The sequence below is a fragment of the Sediminihabitans luteus genome (genome assembly GCF_002797595.1).
In the GTDB taxonomy this organism is placed as follows: Bacteria; Actinomycetota; Actinomycetes; order Actinomycetales; family Cellulomonadaceae; genus Paraoerskovia; species Paraoerskovia lutea.
The window spans coordinates 229,341-245,310 of record NZ_PGFE01000002.1 but is presented as its reverse complement, the minus strand read 5'-3'; the positions used below and the strand labels follow the sequence as shown (position 1 = coordinate 245,310).

The following is a 15,970-nucleotide window of genomic DNA, read 5'->3' as shown; positions in this document are numbered from 1 at the left end:
GCGGCCGGTCCGTCACCGTCGCTCACCTCACGAGCGCTACCCGTCGATCGGCCACGCCCACTCGTCCTCCCGCGTGAGCACGTCACGCTCGTCGTACTCCCAGTCGCCCACCGGCAGCGGGTCGAACACCCCGATCGTGAGGTGGTCGCTCTCGCACGGCACGTCAGACCCGATCGTGGTGTCGAGCCGGTAGGTCCCGTCGTCGAGCTTGATCACCATGGCCCGGGCCTTCACAGGATCCGACGGCGGGAGCTCGTGCTGAGACAGCGTCAGGACCCACTTGTCGATCGAACACCCGTGGACGACGGCGCTCCGCCCGTCCTCTGCGACCTCGACCGACAGCGGGTCGAACGGCCAGGGCCCCGGAACCCGCTGAGTACCATCGGGGTCACCACCGTCACCCTCCAACCGGTTGTCGAGCCTCAAGATGGACCGCTCCGAGACCGTGGAGTGCAGCTCCTCCGAGCGTGTGTCCACCGCGTTCACCGCGACTGCGTACGGCACGGCCGCAGCACGCACCGCAGCGACCCACGGATCCGACTCCAGGTCGCTCGTCGGCTCCCCCGCCGACCAGACGATCGTCGGCGTCACCGGCAGCGGCGGCGCCTGCGGCGGACCACACGCCGCGACAAGCGCCACGACCACACCGACACCGCTCGCAGTACCCAGCCACCGCAACACAGACACCCCGCTCAGCCTTCCTCGGTCACAGCGCGCGCGCTGTCGTAGACGTACTTGTATCGGCTCGACTCCGACTCGAACGCCTCGAGCGCACCCTGCGCGGTCGAGTACTTGTCGGGGTCGAGCAGCGCGATGATCTCGGCGGCCTCCGCCTCGATCTCGCCTCGGCGGTCGACGAGCACGCCGTCGGCCGCCGCGCTGATGCGCTCCTCGTTGCCGCCCCATCTGTCGATCGCCTTGGACTCCAGGTAGTCCTTGCCCGCACTGATCGCCTCGTCCTGGAGCTTGTCGACGCCCCACTCGAGGCTCGCGCCGAGTACGCCCGAGGCAAGCTTCGACGCCCCAGGGATCGGGATCTCGTCGATCACGGAGCGGGCCCCGTCGATCACCGCCTGGATCTCGGCGTCGCGCTCGGCGCCCACGCGCACGTCGGTGCCGGCGGTCGCCCCGTCGACGAGCCCCTGGAGGCCGGTGATCCGGGCGAAGAGCCCGTTGCCGTCGGTCACGCTCACACCGTCCTGGATCTCGGCCGTCGGGTCGAGCGCGGCGAGCGCGATCAGGTCGTTCTGATATCGGTCGACCGCCTCCGTCAGCACTCCCGCGCCGGACTCGTGGTGCCCGGCGGCACCGGCGATCTTCGCGAGCGTCTCCATCGTGACGGCTGGGACGGCACGCTCGGAGTCATCCCACGGGAGCACGTCGGTATCGAACCCCCCGTCGAACTCTTGCCCCTGCCTCACGATCGAATATTCCGTCAGCATAGGCAGCTGGATGGCGAGCGCCTTGGCGACGTTCTCTGCGCCCTGGGGCGAGAGCGCGTCGGCCGAGAAGCTCTCGTTCTCGCCGAGCTCGTTCATGATGCGACCGGTGAGCCCCTCGACCCTGTTCCAGGTCGCCTCGTCGTACGCAGTGTCGGCCGGACCGCCCGCGACCCGCTGCGACCCCGCCCACAGCGCGGCAGGTCCGGCGAAGCCGTCCCCCGTCGTCTCGACGCCCCAGTCCCGCTCGCCGTACCAGTACTCGACGCGGGCTTCTCCTGCCGTGCCGCTGCCCCCGACATCGGTCGCATCGCTCGTGAGCCACGTGAGCGCCTCGTCCGGATAGGTGCCGAGCGTCTCGAAGACCCGACCCATGGGGTCGTCGCTCCTGGCGAACCCCTCGGCGTCGAGGTTCTCGAACCACGTGAGATTGCGACCTCCCGAGAAGGGGCTCCGGTCCGTGACCGGACCGAACCCCACCCGGTCCGGCGACCTCTCCCACCCGTCGAGCAGGTCAGCCGTCGCGACGGTGAACGCAGGCCCCATGGGAGCCCCTGCCGGGTCACCGAACAACCATCCGATCGTCGACAGGTCACCGCCGCCCGCCGAGCTCACCCCGTCGAGGAGGTCGGCGGTGAACGCCTCGGCCTGCTCGTCGTCCCAGTCCCGCGAGGCCGTCGAGAGGCCCGAGCGCAGCGCGGCGGCGGCGATGGCAAGCTCTGCCGGGTCGATCGGGTGCCGCGGGTCCGTCATCGCGAGGCCGATCTCGTCGACGAGCTCGCGCGTGCGCGCCGCGCCGAGCGAGCGGAAGTACGCGTCCATGACGCCCGGGTCGTCGCCCCACGCGTCGAAGAAGTCCCGGAGGTAGGTGACGTCCCCCTCGTCCAGGTCGCCGTCGAGAGCCTGGTCGGCGAACCGCACGTATGCCTCGACGAGCTTGTCGCGGTCGAGCGCGTCGACCCCGGTGATCCCCGCGTGCGCGAGCACCTGCTTGCGCCGCTCCCACGCGGCGCCTCCCGGGACCGCGAGCGCGGCCACGAGCGCGTCGTCCGCCGACTGCCGCTCGGCGGCGAGGTCCTCGAGCGCCCGCTCTGCGTAGTAGGCGTCGACCTCCGCCTGCTCGGCGAGCTGCTGCTTGTGCTGGACCATGGCAGGGCCCGCGCCCGGGTCCCAGCCACCGAGCTGGTACTGCCGCCGTCGCGCGTCGTCACGCACCTGCTGCTGGTGCGCGGCCCGCTGCTGGATGCCGACGACCGCGCTCGCATACGCGTCGAGCGCCACCTGGACGGGTTCGATGGCGTTCGTGACGGTCCGCTGGTGGCTGCGGGTCACGCGAAGGCTCGACCGGTAGGCGTCGGCCGCGGCACCGGACCAGACCTCGTCGCCGAGCGAGCCGAGCACGGTGTCCGTGCCCGTCCACACCTGCTCGATGGTCTCCGCCTGGGTCCGGAGCGTCGCCGCGTAACCCATCGGGCCCATCATCACGCCCGCGCCGGGGTCGGTCACGTCCCAGCGCGTCACCCGGCCGCCCTCCCGAGGTCGGCGTCGGCCGCGGACATCTCCTGCACGACGTACCGGGCCTGGTCGGCCGCGGACGCGACCTCGTCCTGCACGCGGAGCAGCTCGGTGGAGTACCAGAAGGCCCACTCGTCGATGGCAGCGGTGACGGCGGGGCTCCCCGTGTCGTCGCACCACGCCCGAGCGCGGTCGGGCAGCTGACCCACGAAGCTCGTGAGCTGTGTCGCTGCGGCGGTCAGCGCGTCGAACGACACGCGCAGGTCTCCGGGCACGGGGCCTCCTCGGTGGCGGAACGGTCGCGCCGGACTCTATCGGGGTCCCGCACCCGGCGGTATGGGGAGAACTCCCCGTGGACGTCGACAGCCACCTGTAGTTGACATTCATTCTCAACTGGGCGAAGATCGACGCATGCCCCTCCCCCGTCGCGCCCTTCTGACCGCCGCCACGGTGTCCGCCGTCGCGCTGACCGCCGCGGCGTGCGGCACGGCGTCCGTCGAGGCCGAGCACCCCGACCGCGTCCAGGTGCTCGCCTCGTTCTACCCGCTGCAATTCGTCGCCGAGCGCATCGGCGGCGAGCACGTCGACGTCTCCAACCTCACGCCGCCCGCCGCGGAGCCGCACGACCTCGAGCTCTCGCCGGCCCAGGTGCGCCGCGTCGGCGACGCGGACCTCGTCATCTACCTCGCCGGGTTCCAGGAGGCCGTCGACGAGGCCGTCGAGGCGCGCGACGCGAACGCCCTCGACGCGGCCGACTCCGCCCGCCTCGAGGCCGAGCCCGACGGCACCGACGCGAGCGAGCACGACGAGGGCCTCGTCGACGAGCACGCGCACGAGAGCGAGGAGGAGCACGCCGAGCACGCGGACGACGGTCACGACCACGGGATCCTGGACCCGCACTTCTGGCTCGACCCGACCCGTCTCGCGGACGTCGCGACCGCGGTCGAGGCGAGCCTCGCCGACGTCGACCCCGAGCACGCCGCGGACTACAGCGCGAACCTCGAGGCGCTGCTCGCCGACCTCGGCGCGCTCGATGACGACTACACGGCCGCGCTCGAACCCTGCACCGGCGCCGCGCTCGTGACCTCGCACGAGGCGTTCGGCTACCTCGCCGAGCGGTACGACCTCGACCAGGTCGGCATCGCGGGCGTCGACCCGCAGAACGAGCCCTCCCCCGCACGCCTGCGCGAGATCCGCGAGGTCGTCGAGGAGCGCGACGTCAGCACCGTCTACACCGAGGTCAGCGCGAGCACCAAGGTCGCCGAGACGTTCGCGCAGGACGTCGGCGTCGACACCGCCGTCCTCGACCCGATCGAGACGCTCACCGACGACTCGACCGACTACCTTGGCATCATGCGGACCAACCTCGACGCCCTCGAGACCGGGCTGACCTGCCCGTGAGCGGCCCCTCCGGCGCCACACCCGTCATCGACGCGCGCGACGTGCGCGTCACCCTCGGCGCCAGCACGATCCTGCGCGGCGTCGACCTCACGGTCGCGACCGGCGAGGTCGTCGCGCTCCTCGGCGCCAACGGCTCCGGCAAGTCGACCCTCGTGCGCTCGCTCGTGGGGATCCTGCCGCTCGCGGGCGGGAGCGTGCGACTGCTCGGCTCACCGCTCGGCAACGGCGTGCCCTGGCAGCGCGTGGGCTACGTGCCCCAGCGCGTCAGCGCACAATCCGGCGTGCCCTCGACCGCGCGCGAGGTCGTCGCGTCCGGGCTGCTGCACGGCCGCCGTCTGCGGCTGCCGCGCGACTGGCGCGAGCAGGCCGACGCCGCGCTCGACATGGTCGGCCTGCGCGACCGCGCCACCGACGCCACGAGCGAGCTCTCGGGCGGGCAGCAGCAGCGCGTCCTCATCGCCCGCGCGCTCGCACGGCGTCCCGACCTGATGATCCTCGACGAGCCCGTCGCCGGCGTGGACCAGCCCAGCCAGGAGGCGTTCGCGGCGACCATGCGCCGTCTCGTCGAGGAGGGCCTGACGGTCCTCGTCGTGCTGCACGAGCTCGGCGCCCTCGCGCCGCTCGTGACGCGCGCGGTCGTCCTGCGGCACGGGAAGGTCGTGCACGACGGCGCCCCGCCCGCGGCGTCCGCCGCCCACGGGCACGCCGAGCACGAGCACCTGCACCCGCACGACCCCGCCTCGACCGGCCCGCTGCCCGTCCAGGACCTCGGCCTCCAGCAAGGTGGTTTCACCGCATGACGCTCCTCGACGAGCTCGGCTACATGCTCACCGACCCGCTCATGCAGCGGGCGCTGGTCGCCGCGCTGCTGGTCGGCCTCACCGCACCGATCGTCGGCACCTACCTCGTGCAGCGCAAGCTCTCGCTGCTCGGCGACGGGATCGGCCACGTCGCGCTCACCGGGGTCGCGCTCGGGTGGCTCGTGGGCGCCGGGATGGGTCTCGTGCCGCAGGACGCCCTCGCGATCCCCGGCGCCGTGATCGCCGCGGTGATCGGGTCCGTCGCGATCGAGCTGGTCCGCGAACGCGGGCAGACCAGCGGCGACGTCGCGCTCGCCCTGCTGTTCTACGGCGGCATCGCGGGCGGCGTGCTCCTGATCGGGATCGCGGGCGGCTCGCAGGCCAACCTCATGACGTACCTGTTCGGCTCGATCTCGACCGTCACGCTCGCCGACCTCGTCCTCACGACCGTGCTCGCCGTGATCGTGCTCGCGGTCGGGCTCGGGCTGCGCGCCGCGCTGTTCACGGTGAGCCAGGACGAGGAGTTCGCGATCGCGTCCGGCCTGCCCGTCCGGTTCCTCAACATCGCGATCGCCGTCGTCGCGGCGCTCACCGTCACGGTCGCGATGCGCGTCGTCGGGCTCCTGCTCGTGAGCGCGCTCATGATCGTGCCAGTCGCCGTCGCCCAGCTCGTGACCCGGTCGTTCAGCCGCACCATGGCCGTCGCGGCGGTCGTCGGGGTCACCGTCTGCGTCGTCGGCCTGTCGATCACCTACTGGTACAACTGGTCCCCCGGCGCGACCATCGTGGTGCTCGCGATCCTCACCTACGGCCTCGTCGCCGCGATCCGCCCCCTGGTCGTGCGACGGCGCACCCCGCACGACCCCCACCCCGACATCCCCGACGACGTCCAGGTCGCCGGGACGCCACGACCGCACGGCACCGCGGCGACGGCGTCCGCGGCCGGAGAGGACGACCCGTGCAGCGCATGACCAAGCAGCGCGCCGCCGTCTCGGCCGCGCTCGACCGCATCGACGACTTCCGCAGCGCCCAGCAGCTCCACGACGTGCTGCGCGCCGCGGGCGACGGGATCGGCCTCGCGACCGTCTACCGGACGCTCCAGGGCCTCGTCGAGTCCGGCGACGTGGACGTGCTGCGCACCGAGGACGGCGAGAACCTCTACCGCCGCTGCGAGCGCACCGAGCACCACCACCACCTCGTGTGCCGCGCCTGCGGACGCACGGTCGAGATCGACGGACCGACCGTCGAGGCGTGGGCCGGCCAGGTCGGCGCCGCGCACGGGTTCGCCGACATCGAGCACACCGTCGAGCTGTTCGGCACCTGCGCCGACTGCGCCGCCGCGACCCGCGCAGGCTGACCGTGCCCTCCTGGCTCGACGGCGGACCCTTCTGGGCGCTCTTCGCGTTCTTCTTCGTCGTCGTGCTCGTGCGCACCCAGGCCACCTACTGGATCGCGCGCATCGTGACCGAGTGGTCGCTCGACCGCACCCGCCCCGTACGGCCCTGGGCCGCCCGCGTGCACACCTGGTTGGCGTCGGACGCCGCCGGGCGGGGTGCCGCCGCGATCGACCGGTGGGGTCTGGTGGCCGTGCCCGCGTCGTTCCTCGCGACCGGCACCAAGACCGTCGTCAACGGCGCCGCCGGGATGCTGCGCATGCCCTTCGGCCGCTACCTCGCCGCGATGCTGCTCGGGTGCGCGATCCACGCGACCATCTACGCGACCGTCGGCTGGGCCGCGTGGACCGCGGCGCTCGCCGCCGCGACCGGTTCGCCGTGGGGGCTCGTGGCCGTCGTCGTGCTGCTCGCGCTCGTCGCGGCGCTCGTGGTCCGGAGCGTGCGGCGGCACGCGACGTCCGACCGGCCCGACCAACGCGGGACCGCGCGATGACCCGCCCGCACACCGTCCAGGGGTACGAGGACTGGCCGGACGCCCTCGCCAACGGGGTGTTCGCCCCCGCCGACCCCGTCGCGGCGCGGGTCGCCGCGCTGCTCGGCGTGCCGCAGCCGACGCCCGTGACGCCGCGGGTCGTGCGCCGGTGGGACGACGGCGGCCCGGGCGACGACCCGCTGGTCGGCACCGAGATCGAGTGGCGCACCGGGTTCGGGCCGCCCACGCGCGCGTGGGTCGTGCGCCCGCGCGAGCAGGGCACGCTCCCGGGCGTGCTCGCGCTGCACTGCCACGGCGGCGTCAAGTCGGTCGGGGGCGAACGTCTGGTCCGCACGGACCGCCCAAGCCCGGGGGCCGAGCGCCGACGCACCGAGCACTACGAGGGCCGGGCGCTCGTCAACGACCTCGCGCGCCGCGGGCACGTGGTGCTCGTGCACGACGCGTTCACATGGGGGTCGCGCCGCGTGCGCCTCGACCCCGAGCCGTGGCGGCTGCGCGCCGTGATGGACGTCCAGCGTGCGGCCTGGGCGGCCGCGGGCCACGTCCCGGACGACGACGAGGCGTACGACGTCGCGGCGGCCCACCACGAGGACGCCGTCGCCAAGGTCGCGGGATGGATCGGCACGTCGTTCGCCGGCACCGTCGCGCACGACGACCTGGTGGCCCTCGACGTGCTCGCGGCGCTGCCCGGGGTCGACGCCGCACGGCTCGGCGTCGTCGGGTTCTCCGGTGGTGGTGGTCGCGCCGCGACCCTCACGGCGCTCGACGAGCGCGTGCGGGCGAGCGCCGTCGTCTGCATGATGGCGACCGCGGCGTCGATGACCCCGGCGCACGTCGACGCGCACTCATGGTTGCTCGCGACGCCGGGGCTCGCGCCCGCACTCGACCTGCCCGACCTCGCGGCCGCACGCGGGACGCACCACCAGCTCGTGCTCTCGGCGCTCGACGACCCGCTGTTCCCGCGCGACGGGATCCTGGCCGCCCACGACCGTCTCGAAGAGCTCTTCACGGGCGCGACCGGGACGTACGAGGGTGCGCTCGTTCCCGGCGGTCACGTCTTCACCCGTGCGATGCAGGAGCACCTCGGGACGTTCCTGCGGGAGACGCTCGGAGCGCCGTCGGCTCGTTGTCAGGAGGAGCGCCGGGCCGCTCAGGAGTAGTCGGTCACGCCCGCGTCACGCGCCCCGACGCAGAACTGGTTGCCCTGCGGGTCGGAGAGCACGACCCAGCGGTAGCCCGGCACCGAGTGCGGGGCGACGAGTCCGGCGCCGGCCGAGACGAGGCGCTCGACCTCCGCGTCGAGGTCGGTCCGCTCGCCGGCGAGCTCGAAGTCGACGTGCAGGCGGTTCTTGCCGGGCGTCGGCGCGTCGACCATCTGGAAGCCGAGCACCGGGGCCGCCACACCCTCCGGCGGGCTCACCGTGAGGAAGAACCCGTCGAACTCGTCGGTCAGCGTCCCGCCCGTCTGCTCGGCCCACCACCGTGCGAGGGGCGTCGGTGCGGTGCTGTCCACGGTCACCATGCTGGGTCGGATCGTCATGGACCGACCCTAGCGACGGCGTCCGACACGCGCGCGAGGGGTGCTCAACGACGTCGATGACGCCTGACCGACGTGCTCGACGCTCTCAGGCGGGCGCGTTCGGGGTGTCGACCGCACCGCCGTAGCGGCGGTCACGACGCGCGTACTCCTCGATCGCTGCCCACAGGGTGCGCCGGTCGACGTCGGGCCACGGCGTGTCCATGAAGACCATCTCCGCGTACGCGGACTGCCAGAGCATGAAGTTCGACGTGCGCTGCTCGCCCGAGGACCGCCAGAACAGGTCGACGTCGGGCAGGTCGGGCTCGTCGAGGTACTTCTGGACCGTCTTCTCGGTGACCCGCCGCGGGTCGAGGCGCCCGGCCGCGACCTCGCGGGCGATCGCCTGCGCGGCGTCCGCGATCTCGGCACGGCCGCCGTAGTTGACGCACATCGTCAACGTGCACACGTCGTTCTCGCGCGTGAGCTCCTCGGCGACCTCGAGCTCCTTGATGACCGAGGCCCACAGGCGCGGACGACGCCCCGCCCAGCGCACCCGCACGCCCCACGAGTGCATCTCGTCGCGGCGGCGCCGGATCACGTCCCGGTTGAACCCCATGAGGAACTTGACCTCGTCGGGCGAGCGCTTCCAGTTCTCGGTCGAGAACGCGTACGCGCTGACGTGCTTGACGCCGATCTCGACCGCGCCCGCGACGACGTCGAGCAGCGACGCCTCCCCCGCCTTGTGGCCCTCGACGCGCGGCAGACCGCGCGCGTTCGCCCACCGGCCGTTGCCGTCCATGACGACGGCCACGTGGTTCGGCACGAGCTCGGCCGGGATCGCGGGGGGCCGCGCGCCCGACGGGTGCGGCGGGGGCGCGACCACGTCCCGACGGCTCATGCGCCCGCCTCCTGCGCTCGCGTGACTGCCTGCTCGTCCGGCGCGGACCCGCGCTCGACCATCCGCAACGATCTCAACGTCCTCTCGAGGTGGAACTGGCTGTAGGCGGCCACGAGGCCGCTCGCCTCACGGCGGTGCCGATCGCCCGAGGCGTTCGCGACCTGCCAGTCGCCCGCGAGCAGCGCCGCGAGGAGCTCGAAGGTCTCGGGTGCGGGTGCGGTCGACCCCGGCGGCCGGCAGCGCCCGCACACCGCGCCGCCCGTGGCGATGCTGAACGACCGGTGCGGGCCCGGCTCGCCGCAGCGCGCGCAGTCGGTGAAGCTCGCGGCCCAGCCCGCGACGGCGAACGCGCGCAGCAGGTACGAGTCGAGCACCAGGCCGGGCGCGTGCGTGCCCTCGGCGAGCGCGCGCACCGCCCCCACGAGCAGCCAGAACTGCTGCACCGACGGCTCGCGCTCGGACGCGACGAGGCGCTCGGCGGTCTCGAGCATCACGGTGCCCGAGGTGTACATCGCGTAGTCCGCGCAGATCGCGCGCGCGTACGGGCCGACCGTCTCTACCTGCGTCACGGTGTCGAGCGAGCGACCCTCGTGCAGCTGGAGGTCGACCATCATGAACGGCTCGAGGCGCGCACCGAACCGCGACGAGGTGCGGCGCACGCCCTTGGCGACCGCGCGCACCTTGCCGTGCTCGCGCGTCAGGAACGTGACGATGCGGTCGGCCTCGCCCAGCTTCTGGGTGCGCAGCACGATGGCGTCGTCTCGGTACGAAGGCACGGGACCATTGTCCGCCATGCCACCCACGCCCGGGGACGCCGTCCGCGGTGCCGAGCACGGGATCAGGCACACGATCCGGCCGTGCCGGTGTGCCTGATCCCGTGCTCGGCGAGCAGTGGCGCTCAGGACGCCGTGCGCTCCGCGCGGTTCACGGCCGAGACGATCGCCTTGAGCGACGCCGTGGTGATCGACGGGTCGATGCCCACGCCCCACAGCACGTCGTCGCCGACCTGGCACTCGACGTACGCGGCCGCGGTCGCGTCGCCGCCCTCGGACAGCGCGTGCTCGGCGTAGTCCAGCACGCGCAGGTCGACGCCGACCTTGCGGATCGCGTCGACGAACGCCGCGACGGGGCCGTTGCCCGTGCCCTCGAGCGTGAGCTCCTGGCCGCGGTCCAGCACGTCGACCGCCAGAGTGTCGGGTCCGTCCTCGGTCGAGACCGCGCGCGTGCCGCGCAGCTTGAGCCGGCCCCACGGCTCGAGGCCCGAGCCCGGGCCGACGGGCAGGTACTCGTCGGAGAAGATCGTCCAGATGTCGTCGCCGGTGACCTCGGTGCCCTCGGCGTCGGTGTGCTCCTGCACGGCGCGCGAGAACTCGATCTGCAGGCGGCGCGGCAGGTCCAGGTGCCGCTCCGACTTGAGCAGGTACGCGATGCCGCCCTTGCCGGACTGGGAGTTGACGCGGATCACGGCCTCGTACGAGCGGCCCACGTCCTTCGGGTCGATCGGCAGGTACGGCACGCCCCACGTGATGTCGTCGACGCCGCGGCCCGCGGCCTCGGCACGCGCGGCCATCGAGTCCAGGCCCTTCTTGATCGCGTCCTGGTGCGAGCCGGAGAACGCGGTGAAGACCAGGTCGCCCGCGTACGGGTGCCGCTCGGGCACCGCGAGCTGGTTGCAGTGCTCGACCGTGCGGCGCACGTGGTCGATGTCCGAGAAGTCGATCTGCGGGTCGACGCCCTGGCTGAACAGGTTCATGCCGAGCGTCACCAGGCACACGTTGCCGGTCCGCTCGCCGTTGCCGAACAGGCACCCCTCGATGCGGTCGGCGCCCGCCTGGTAGCCGAGCTCGGCCGCCGCGACCGCGGTGCCGCGGTCGTTGTGCGGGTGCAGCGACAGCACGACGTTCTCGCGCTGGTGCAGGTGGCGGTTCATCCACTCGATCGAGTCGGCGTACACGTTGGGCGTGGCCATCTCGACGGTCGCGGGCAGGTTGATGATGACCTTGCGCTCGGGCGTGGGCTCGAACACCTCGATCACGGCGTTGCAGATGCGCGCCGCGAACTCGAGCTCGGTGCCGGTGTACGACTCGGGCGAGTACTCGTAGTAGACCGTCGTGCCCGGGATGCTCTCCTCGAACTTCTTGCACAGCCGCGCACCGCTGACAGCGATGTCGACGATGCCGTCCTCGTCGCTGCGGAACACCACCTCGCGCTGGAGCACCGACGTCGAGTTGTACAGGTGGACGATGGCCTGCTTCGCGCCGTCGATCGCCTCGTACGTACGGGCGATGAGGTGCTCGCGTGCCTGGGTCAGCACCTGGATGACGACGTCGTCCGGGATGCGGTCCTCCTCGATGAGCATCCGGACGAAGTCGAAGTCCGTCTGCGACGCCGAGGGGAACCCGACCTCGATCTCCTTGTAGCCCATCTGCACGAGCAGCTCGAACATCTTGAGCTTGCGCTCGGCGTTCATGGGTTCGATCAGCGCCTGGTTGCCGTCGCGCAGGTCGACCGCGCACCAGCGCGGTGCGGTCTCGATGCGCTTGTCGGGCCACGTGCGGTCGGGCAGCGTCACGTCGATCTGCCGGTGGAACGGCAGGTACTTGTGGATCGGCATGCCGGACGGCTGCTGCGCGTTCTTCTCGCCGACGGTCGCTGCCGTGGCGCTGGTCTGCGTGGGGGTGCTCATCGTTCGATCCTTCGGGTTTCGGTTGCGTGGGTGCTGTCAGCCGGCACACCAACCACCGCGACGAGAGACCGGCTAGAGAGCCTCGTCGCGGCACCGAAGGAGAAGCTGGGAAGCAGTACGCACGTCGTCCACTGTAGCGCGTCTCAGCGCGAGCGCAGCGCCCGGTCGACCTCGGGGTCGCCGAGCTGGGCGAGCCAGTCGAGCAGCGCGGGGTACGTCGACGGGTTCGCCGCGACGTACGGACGCAACTCGGGCTGCTCGGCCGTGATCGTCGCCAGCACGTCGAGCGGCGTCGCCGGGTCGGCGGCGTCGGCCGGCGTCCAGCGACCCATCGCGGCGGCCATGACCTGCGTGCTGTCGGCCCCGCCCGTGGCCGGGCCGACGGCCTCGACCGCGGCGGTCGCGGTGTCGTCGTGCACGAGCCCGGGACGCGCCGCGTAGCCCGTGCGCTCGCCCTCGATCGTCACGACCTGCGGGCCGGTCCCGCCCGCCGCACGGTCGGACGCCGCACGGTCCGTCCGCCCCGTGGCGGGGCGCACGGCCTCGCCGACCTCGGTCACGGCGCGGTCCGTCGCGCCCCTGTCGGTCGCGTCCCGCTCGGACGACGCCCGGTGGCCCGCCACCCGGCGTGCCCGCACGGGCCTGGCGGCCGGCTCGGGCGTCGACTCGGCGGCGTCCCGCTCCTCGGGGGCGTCCTCGACGCCCCCGAGGTCAGGTGCGTGCGTCGCGTCGGCACCGGCGTCCGCGACCTCGTCCGTGCTCGGCGAGGCCTGCCACTGGTAGGCGCTTCGGGCGGCGGACCCGGCCCCGCCCGCCGTGAGCTCGCGCAGCTCGCGGGGCGCGGTGAGCGCGACGGCGACGAGCGCGGGCAGGCCGAACGCGAGCAGGAACCGGAACGTGCCGGCGAGCGCCTGGCCGGGCCCGGCGACGATCATGAGGACGGTGCCGAGCACGACCGCGAGCCCCGACAGCACGAGGGAGAGGTTGCGCCCGCGCACGAGGTCGGCGTGCTGCGTACGCCGTGCGGCGAAGGCGCCACCGCCGACCACGATCCCCACGACGAGGCCGAGCACGTCCGCGACGGGCGTCGCCTCGGTGCCGTCGACGAGGCCGAGCAGCCCGTTCGCCGCGACGGCGACGCCCGTCGCGCTCAGGAGCAGCAGGGTGCGCTCGGCGACGCCCGCCCACCGGTCCACGACGTCGACCTGACGGGTCGCCCGCTCGACCGCGGCCGACGCCGCGAGCGCCGCGGCGGCGGGCACGAGCAGCAGGCCGAACCCGACGGTGCCGACCGAGGTCACGGACACGAACGCGAGCTGGCCCGACCCGAGCACGAACGCGACGACGAGCACGATCCCGAGCCCGACGAGCGTCGTGCGCCACGCCTCGTCGCCGCGCGCGGCGAGCACCGCGGGGACGGTCGCGAGCACCACGACGAGCGCGGCGCAGACCACGGCCCACAGCACGCCCGCGGCGCCGGGTCCGTCGATCGCGTCGAGCACGACGCCGAGCGCCGTCGTGGCCGCCGCGGCGACCCCGAGGCCGAGCAGGATGCGCGTCGAGACCGTGGTCGCGCGCGCGTCCTGGTCCACCGGGCCGAGCTCGCAGGCGCGCGGCTGCGCGGCGAGGGCCGCACCGGCGAGGCCGAGCGCGGCGGCGGTGCCGATGCCGAGCCCGTCCTTGCCCTGGACGAGGTCGACGAGCGCGTACACGGCCACGAGCACCACGTAGGGCGCGTTCGCGAGCAGGCGTGCGCGGCGCGTGGTGTGGACGGTCCAGGTCGCGGGCAGCACCCCGGAGCGTGCGAGGTACGGCAGGCCGAGCGAGGCGAGGCTCACGAGCGCGAGCAGCACGACCTCGATGCGGTCGGCGCCGCGGTGCGTCGCGTCCCAGGGCAGGGAGAACGACACGAAGATCAGGATCGCGGCGACGGCGTCGCGCACGTAGTCCGCGGGGGGCACGTCGGCGAACGGGCTGCGCCCGGCCGGGGCCTCGGGGGTGGTGTTCACGGGTCCTCCTGTCCTCGGGCCTCGCACGGCGCCCGGGGCCGCGATGGCCCGGGTCGTTTCTACCGGTCCCCGCGGCGAACCTCAAACCTCGCCCGCCCGGCGAGACGTGCGCCACGGTCCCGAGGCGCGTCCGCCCCACGACGTGCGATCAGATGCCGAGCTGGAACACGCCCCAGTACGCGAGCACGACGAGCAGCAGGACGGCGCCCCCGACGAGCACGACGACGCACGCGTGGCCGAGGACGCCCTGCACGGCCGCGTCGGGGCGCGCACGCCAGGCGGCGACGGGCGTGTCGTCGAGCGTCGCGCGTCGCCGCGACCGGCTCTCGAGCGCCCGGTTGACGAGCACCGCGGCCGCGACGATCGCGACGACGCCCAGCGCCCGGACGGCGAGCCACCCGCCCTCGACGAGCCAGGGATCGCGCGCGTAGCCGAGCGCGAGCCGCGCGACCGTCACCAGGTACGCGATCAGCGCGACGAACGACGCGACGGTCGCGAGGGTCAGCACCACGAGCGGGACCGCGCGCGAGCGCCGCACGACCGTGCGCGGCACGCCGCCGGCGCGGCGCACGGCCCGCGCGCGCAGCACGACGACGACCAGCGCGAGGCTCCCGACGACCATGAGCGCCGCGGCGACAAGGATCAGGGCGAGCATCAGGTCGCCGCTCGCGAGCCAACGCGGCGTGGGCACCGGACCGGCGAGCGACCGCTGGAAGGGCTGCGCCCCCGCGACCTGGGGTGCGGCGTCCGCGACCGCGGGCAGACCCTCGACCCAGGCGCCGACGTCGCGCGGGACCTCGGGCACGACCGTGCCGTCGACCCGCAGGCCGTGGTCGGCGCCGTCGTAGTAGCGCACCGTGACCTGCGCTCCCCCGTCGACCTCGGCCCCGGCCTGCGCGAGCACGATCTGCGCGCCCTGCTCGATCGGCATCGAGGCGTCCGCGGTGCCGTACAGCATGAGCACCGGGCCGCCCGTGCGCCGTAGGGAGGGCTCGACGTCGAAGTCCGCGTACTCGAAGCCGCCGCCGGGCAGCGCCATGCCGACCGCGCGCGGGATCACGCGGTAGAGCTCCTGCGGCACCCCGGTGTTGTGCAGGTAGTTGTCGACCGCGAACGCCGCCTGCTCGCGCGGCGGGACCACGGGCGCCGAGGCGAGCACCAGGAACGCGACCGACGGGTCCGTCGCGGTGATCACGGGCGCGATCCACGCCCCCTCCGACTCGGCGTACAGACCCACCCGACGAGGGTCGACGCCGGGCGCGCCCCGCAGCACCGCGACGGACCGGTCATAGTCGGCGGCCATCGTGACGTAGTCGCGGTGCCGGGTCGAGTACGTGTCGAGCCGCTTGGACGGCACGAGCGTCACGACGCCCGCGCTCGCGAGCGCGGTGGCGGTCGACGCGAACGCCGTGCGCGCGTCGCCCGTCCCGGCCCCGTGCAGGAACACGACGCCCGGGAGCAGGGTCGTCTCGTCGGCGTCCCGCACGGGCTCGCGCAGCACCGCGTCGACGCTCGTGCCGTCGAGCTCGACGGTCAGGACCGTGGTGCGCACGTCGTAGGTGCCGACGTCCGCCCGGGGAGCCGCGTCGCCCGCGTCGACCGGCCCGGTCGCACGGTACGAGGCCGCGTCGCCGATCACGGTCGACGCCGACGCGACCTCGACGTGGTCCGTCATCGGCGCGGGGTCCCACTGCGGGCCCAGCACGGCACCGACGATCGCGAGCAGGATCGCCAGGACCGCCGAGGTCGCCGCCGTGCGGAAGATCACGCCACGATCGTAGGCACCGGCGGCCCGCACGGCAGGGCGGGGACGGCG

General features: G+C 73.5%; 15 protein-coding genes. 6 read left to right on the top strand and 9 right to left on the bottom strand.

Translation table 11 applies throughout. The features are described 5' to 3' along the window. Nucleotides 1-36 precede the first annotated feature (36 nt). The 3 genes from CLV28_RS07145 to CLV28_RS07135 form a co-directional block, all read right to left on the bottom strand. Nucleotides 37-591: a hypothetical protein gene (locus CLV28_RS07145; RefSeq protein WP_170062639.1), complete on the bottom strand. Its 555-nt coding sequence runs from the start codon at nt 589-591 to the stop codon at nt 37-39. Nucleotides 592-692: 101 nt separating this feature from the next. Further along, nucleotides 693-2,960, bottom strand: a complete 2,268-nt coding sequence (locus CLV28_RS07140) for a DUF6571 family protein (protein WP_100422634.1) — start codon at nt 2,958-2,960, stop codon at nt 693-695. After that, the gene (locus tag CLV28_RS07135) at nt 2,957-3,229 is read right to left on the bottom strand and encodes a hypothetical protein (RefSeq protein WP_100422633.1); all 273 of its coding nucleotides are present in this window, start codon (nt 3,227-3,229) and stop codon (nt 2,957-2,959) included. Before CLV28_RS07135 ends, CLV28_RS07140 begins: the two co-directional genes overlap by 4 nt. A gap of 136 nt (nt 3,230-3,365) precedes the next feature. On the opposite strand from CLV28_RS07135, the gene CLV28_RS07130 reads away from it, so the two are divergent. From CLV28_RS07130 to CLV28_RS07105, 6 genes are read left to right on the top strand one after another with little or no spacing between them, the layout of a single operon-like run. Then, nucleotides 3,366-4,355 carry a metal ABC transporter substrate-binding protein gene (locus tag CLV28_RS07130; protein WP_100422632.1) on the top strand — a complete coding sequence of 330 codons (990 nt, stop codon included), beginning with the start codon at nt 3,366-3,368 and terminating at the stop codon, nt 4,353-4,355. Beyond that, nucleotides 4,352-5,155 (top strand): metal ABC transporter ATP-binding protein, encoded by an 804-nt coding sequence (locus CLV28_RS07125; protein ID WP_100422631.1) that lies wholly within the window; start codon nt 4,352-4,354, stop codon nt 5,153-5,155. Before CLV28_RS07130 ends, CLV28_RS07125 begins: the two co-directional genes overlap by 4 nt. Further along, the gene (locus CLV28_RS07120) at nt 5,152-6,126 is read left to right on the top strand and encodes a metal ABC transporter permease (protein ID WP_100422630.1); all 975 of its coding nucleotides are present in this window, start codon (nt 5,152-5,154) and stop codon (nt 6,124-6,126) included. The genes CLV28_RS07125 and CLV28_RS07120 overlap by 4 nt, the downstream gene beginning before the upstream one ends. Beyond that, nucleotides 6,123-6,512, top strand: coding sequence for a Fur family transcriptional regulator (locus CLV28_RS07115; RefSeq protein WP_100423064.1), 390 nt, complete (start codon nt 6,123-6,125; stop codon nt 6,510-6,512). The genes CLV28_RS07120 and CLV28_RS07115 overlap by 4 nt, the downstream gene beginning before the upstream one ends. Nucleotides 6,513-6,514: 2 nt before the next feature. Next, complete coding sequence (locus tag CLV28_RS07110; RefSeq protein ID WP_100422629.1) at nt 6,515-7,042, top strand: SNARE-associated domain-containing protein; 528 nt, start codon at nt 6,515-6,517, stop codon at nt 7,040-7,042. After that, nucleotides 7,039-8,202 (top strand): dienelactone hydrolase family protein, encoded by a 1,164-nt coding sequence (locus CLV28_RS07105; protein WP_100422628.1) that lies wholly within the window; start codon nt 7,039-7,041, stop codon nt 8,200-8,202. The genes CLV28_RS07110 and CLV28_RS07105 overlap by 4 nt, the downstream gene beginning before the upstream one ends. Here the strand turns inward: CLV28_RS07105 and CLV28_RS07100 are convergent. From CLV28_RS07100 to CLV28_RS07075, 6 genes are all read right to left on the bottom strand, one after another. Continuing rightward, nucleotides 8,193-8,582 carry a VOC family protein gene (locus CLV28_RS07100; protein ID WP_100422627.1) on the bottom strand — a complete coding sequence of 130 codons (390 nt, stop codon included), beginning with the start codon at nt 8,580-8,582 and terminating at the stop codon, nt 8,193-8,195. The two genes, CLV28_RS07105 and CLV28_RS07100, sit on opposite strands and share 10 nt — an antisense overlap. Before the next feature lie 85 nt (nt 8,583-8,667). Continuing rightward, nucleotides 8,668-9,459, bottom strand: coding sequence for an isoprenyl transferase (locus tag CLV28_RS07095; RefSeq protein WP_100422626.1), 792 nt, complete (start codon nt 9,457-9,459; stop codon nt 8,668-8,670). Further along, the gene (recO, locus tag CLV28_RS07090) at nt 9,456-10,235 is read right to left on the bottom strand and encodes a DNA repair protein RecO (RefSeq protein WP_100422625.1); all 780 of its coding nucleotides are present in this window, start codon (nt 10,233-10,235) and stop codon (nt 9,456-9,458) included. Before recO ends, CLV28_RS07095 begins: the two co-directional genes overlap by 4 nt. 122 nt (nt 10,236-10,357) lie before the next feature. Further along, nucleotides 10,358-12,145, bottom strand: coding sequence for a 2-isopropylmalate synthase (leuA, locus tag CLV28_RS07085; RefSeq protein ID WP_100422624.1), 1,788 nt, complete (start codon nt 12,143-12,145; stop codon nt 10,358-10,360). Nucleotides 12,146-12,288: 143 nt separating this feature from the next. Beyond that, entirely contained in the window at nt 12,289-14,154 is a 1,866-nt protein-coding gene (locus CLV28_RS07080; protein ID WP_100422623.1) for a DUF7937 domain-containing protein, read from the bottom strand. A 148-nt stretch (nt 14,155-14,302) separates the two neighbouring features. After that, the gene (locus CLV28_RS07075; protein ID WP_100422622.1) at nt 14,303-15,922 is read right to left on the bottom strand and encodes an alpha/beta hydrolase family protein; all 1,620 of its coding nucleotides are present in this window, start codon (nt 15,920-15,922) and stop codon (nt 14,303-14,305) included. Nucleotides 15,923-15,970 lie beyond the last annotated feature (48 nt).

What these genes read in the sequence shown, in the direction of transcription:
- CLV28_RS07130 (WP_100422632.1), top strand. Translation starts at nt 3,366, where the DNA reads ATGCCCCTCCCCCGTCGCGCCCTTCTGACCGCCGCCACGGTGTCCGCC.
- CLV28_RS07120 (WP_100422630.1), top strand. Translation starts at nt 5,152, where the DNA reads ATGACGCTCCTCGACGAGCTCGGCTACATGCTCACCGACCCGCTCATG.
- CLV28_RS07115 (WP_100423064.1), top strand. Translation starts at nt 6,123, where the DNA reads ATGACCAAGCAGCGCGCCGCCGTCTCGGCCGCGCTCGACCGCATCGAC.
- CLV28_RS07105 (WP_100422628.1), top strand. Translation starts at nt 7,039, where the DNA reads ATGACCCGCCCGCACACCGTCCAGGGGTACGAGGACTGGCCGGACGCC.
- CLV28_RS07100 (WP_100422627.1), bottom strand. Translation starts at nt 8,582, where the DNA reads ATGACGATCCGACCCAGCATGGTGACCGTGGACAGCACCGCACCGACG.
- CLV28_RS07095 (WP_100422626.1), bottom strand. Translation starts at nt 9,459, where the DNA reads ATGAGCCGTCGGGACGTGGTCGCGCCCCCGCCGCACCCGTCGGGCGCG.
- leuA (WP_100422624.1), bottom strand. Translation starts at nt 12,145, where the DNA reads ATGAGCACCCCCACGCAGACCAGCGCCACGGCAGCGACCGTCGGCGAG.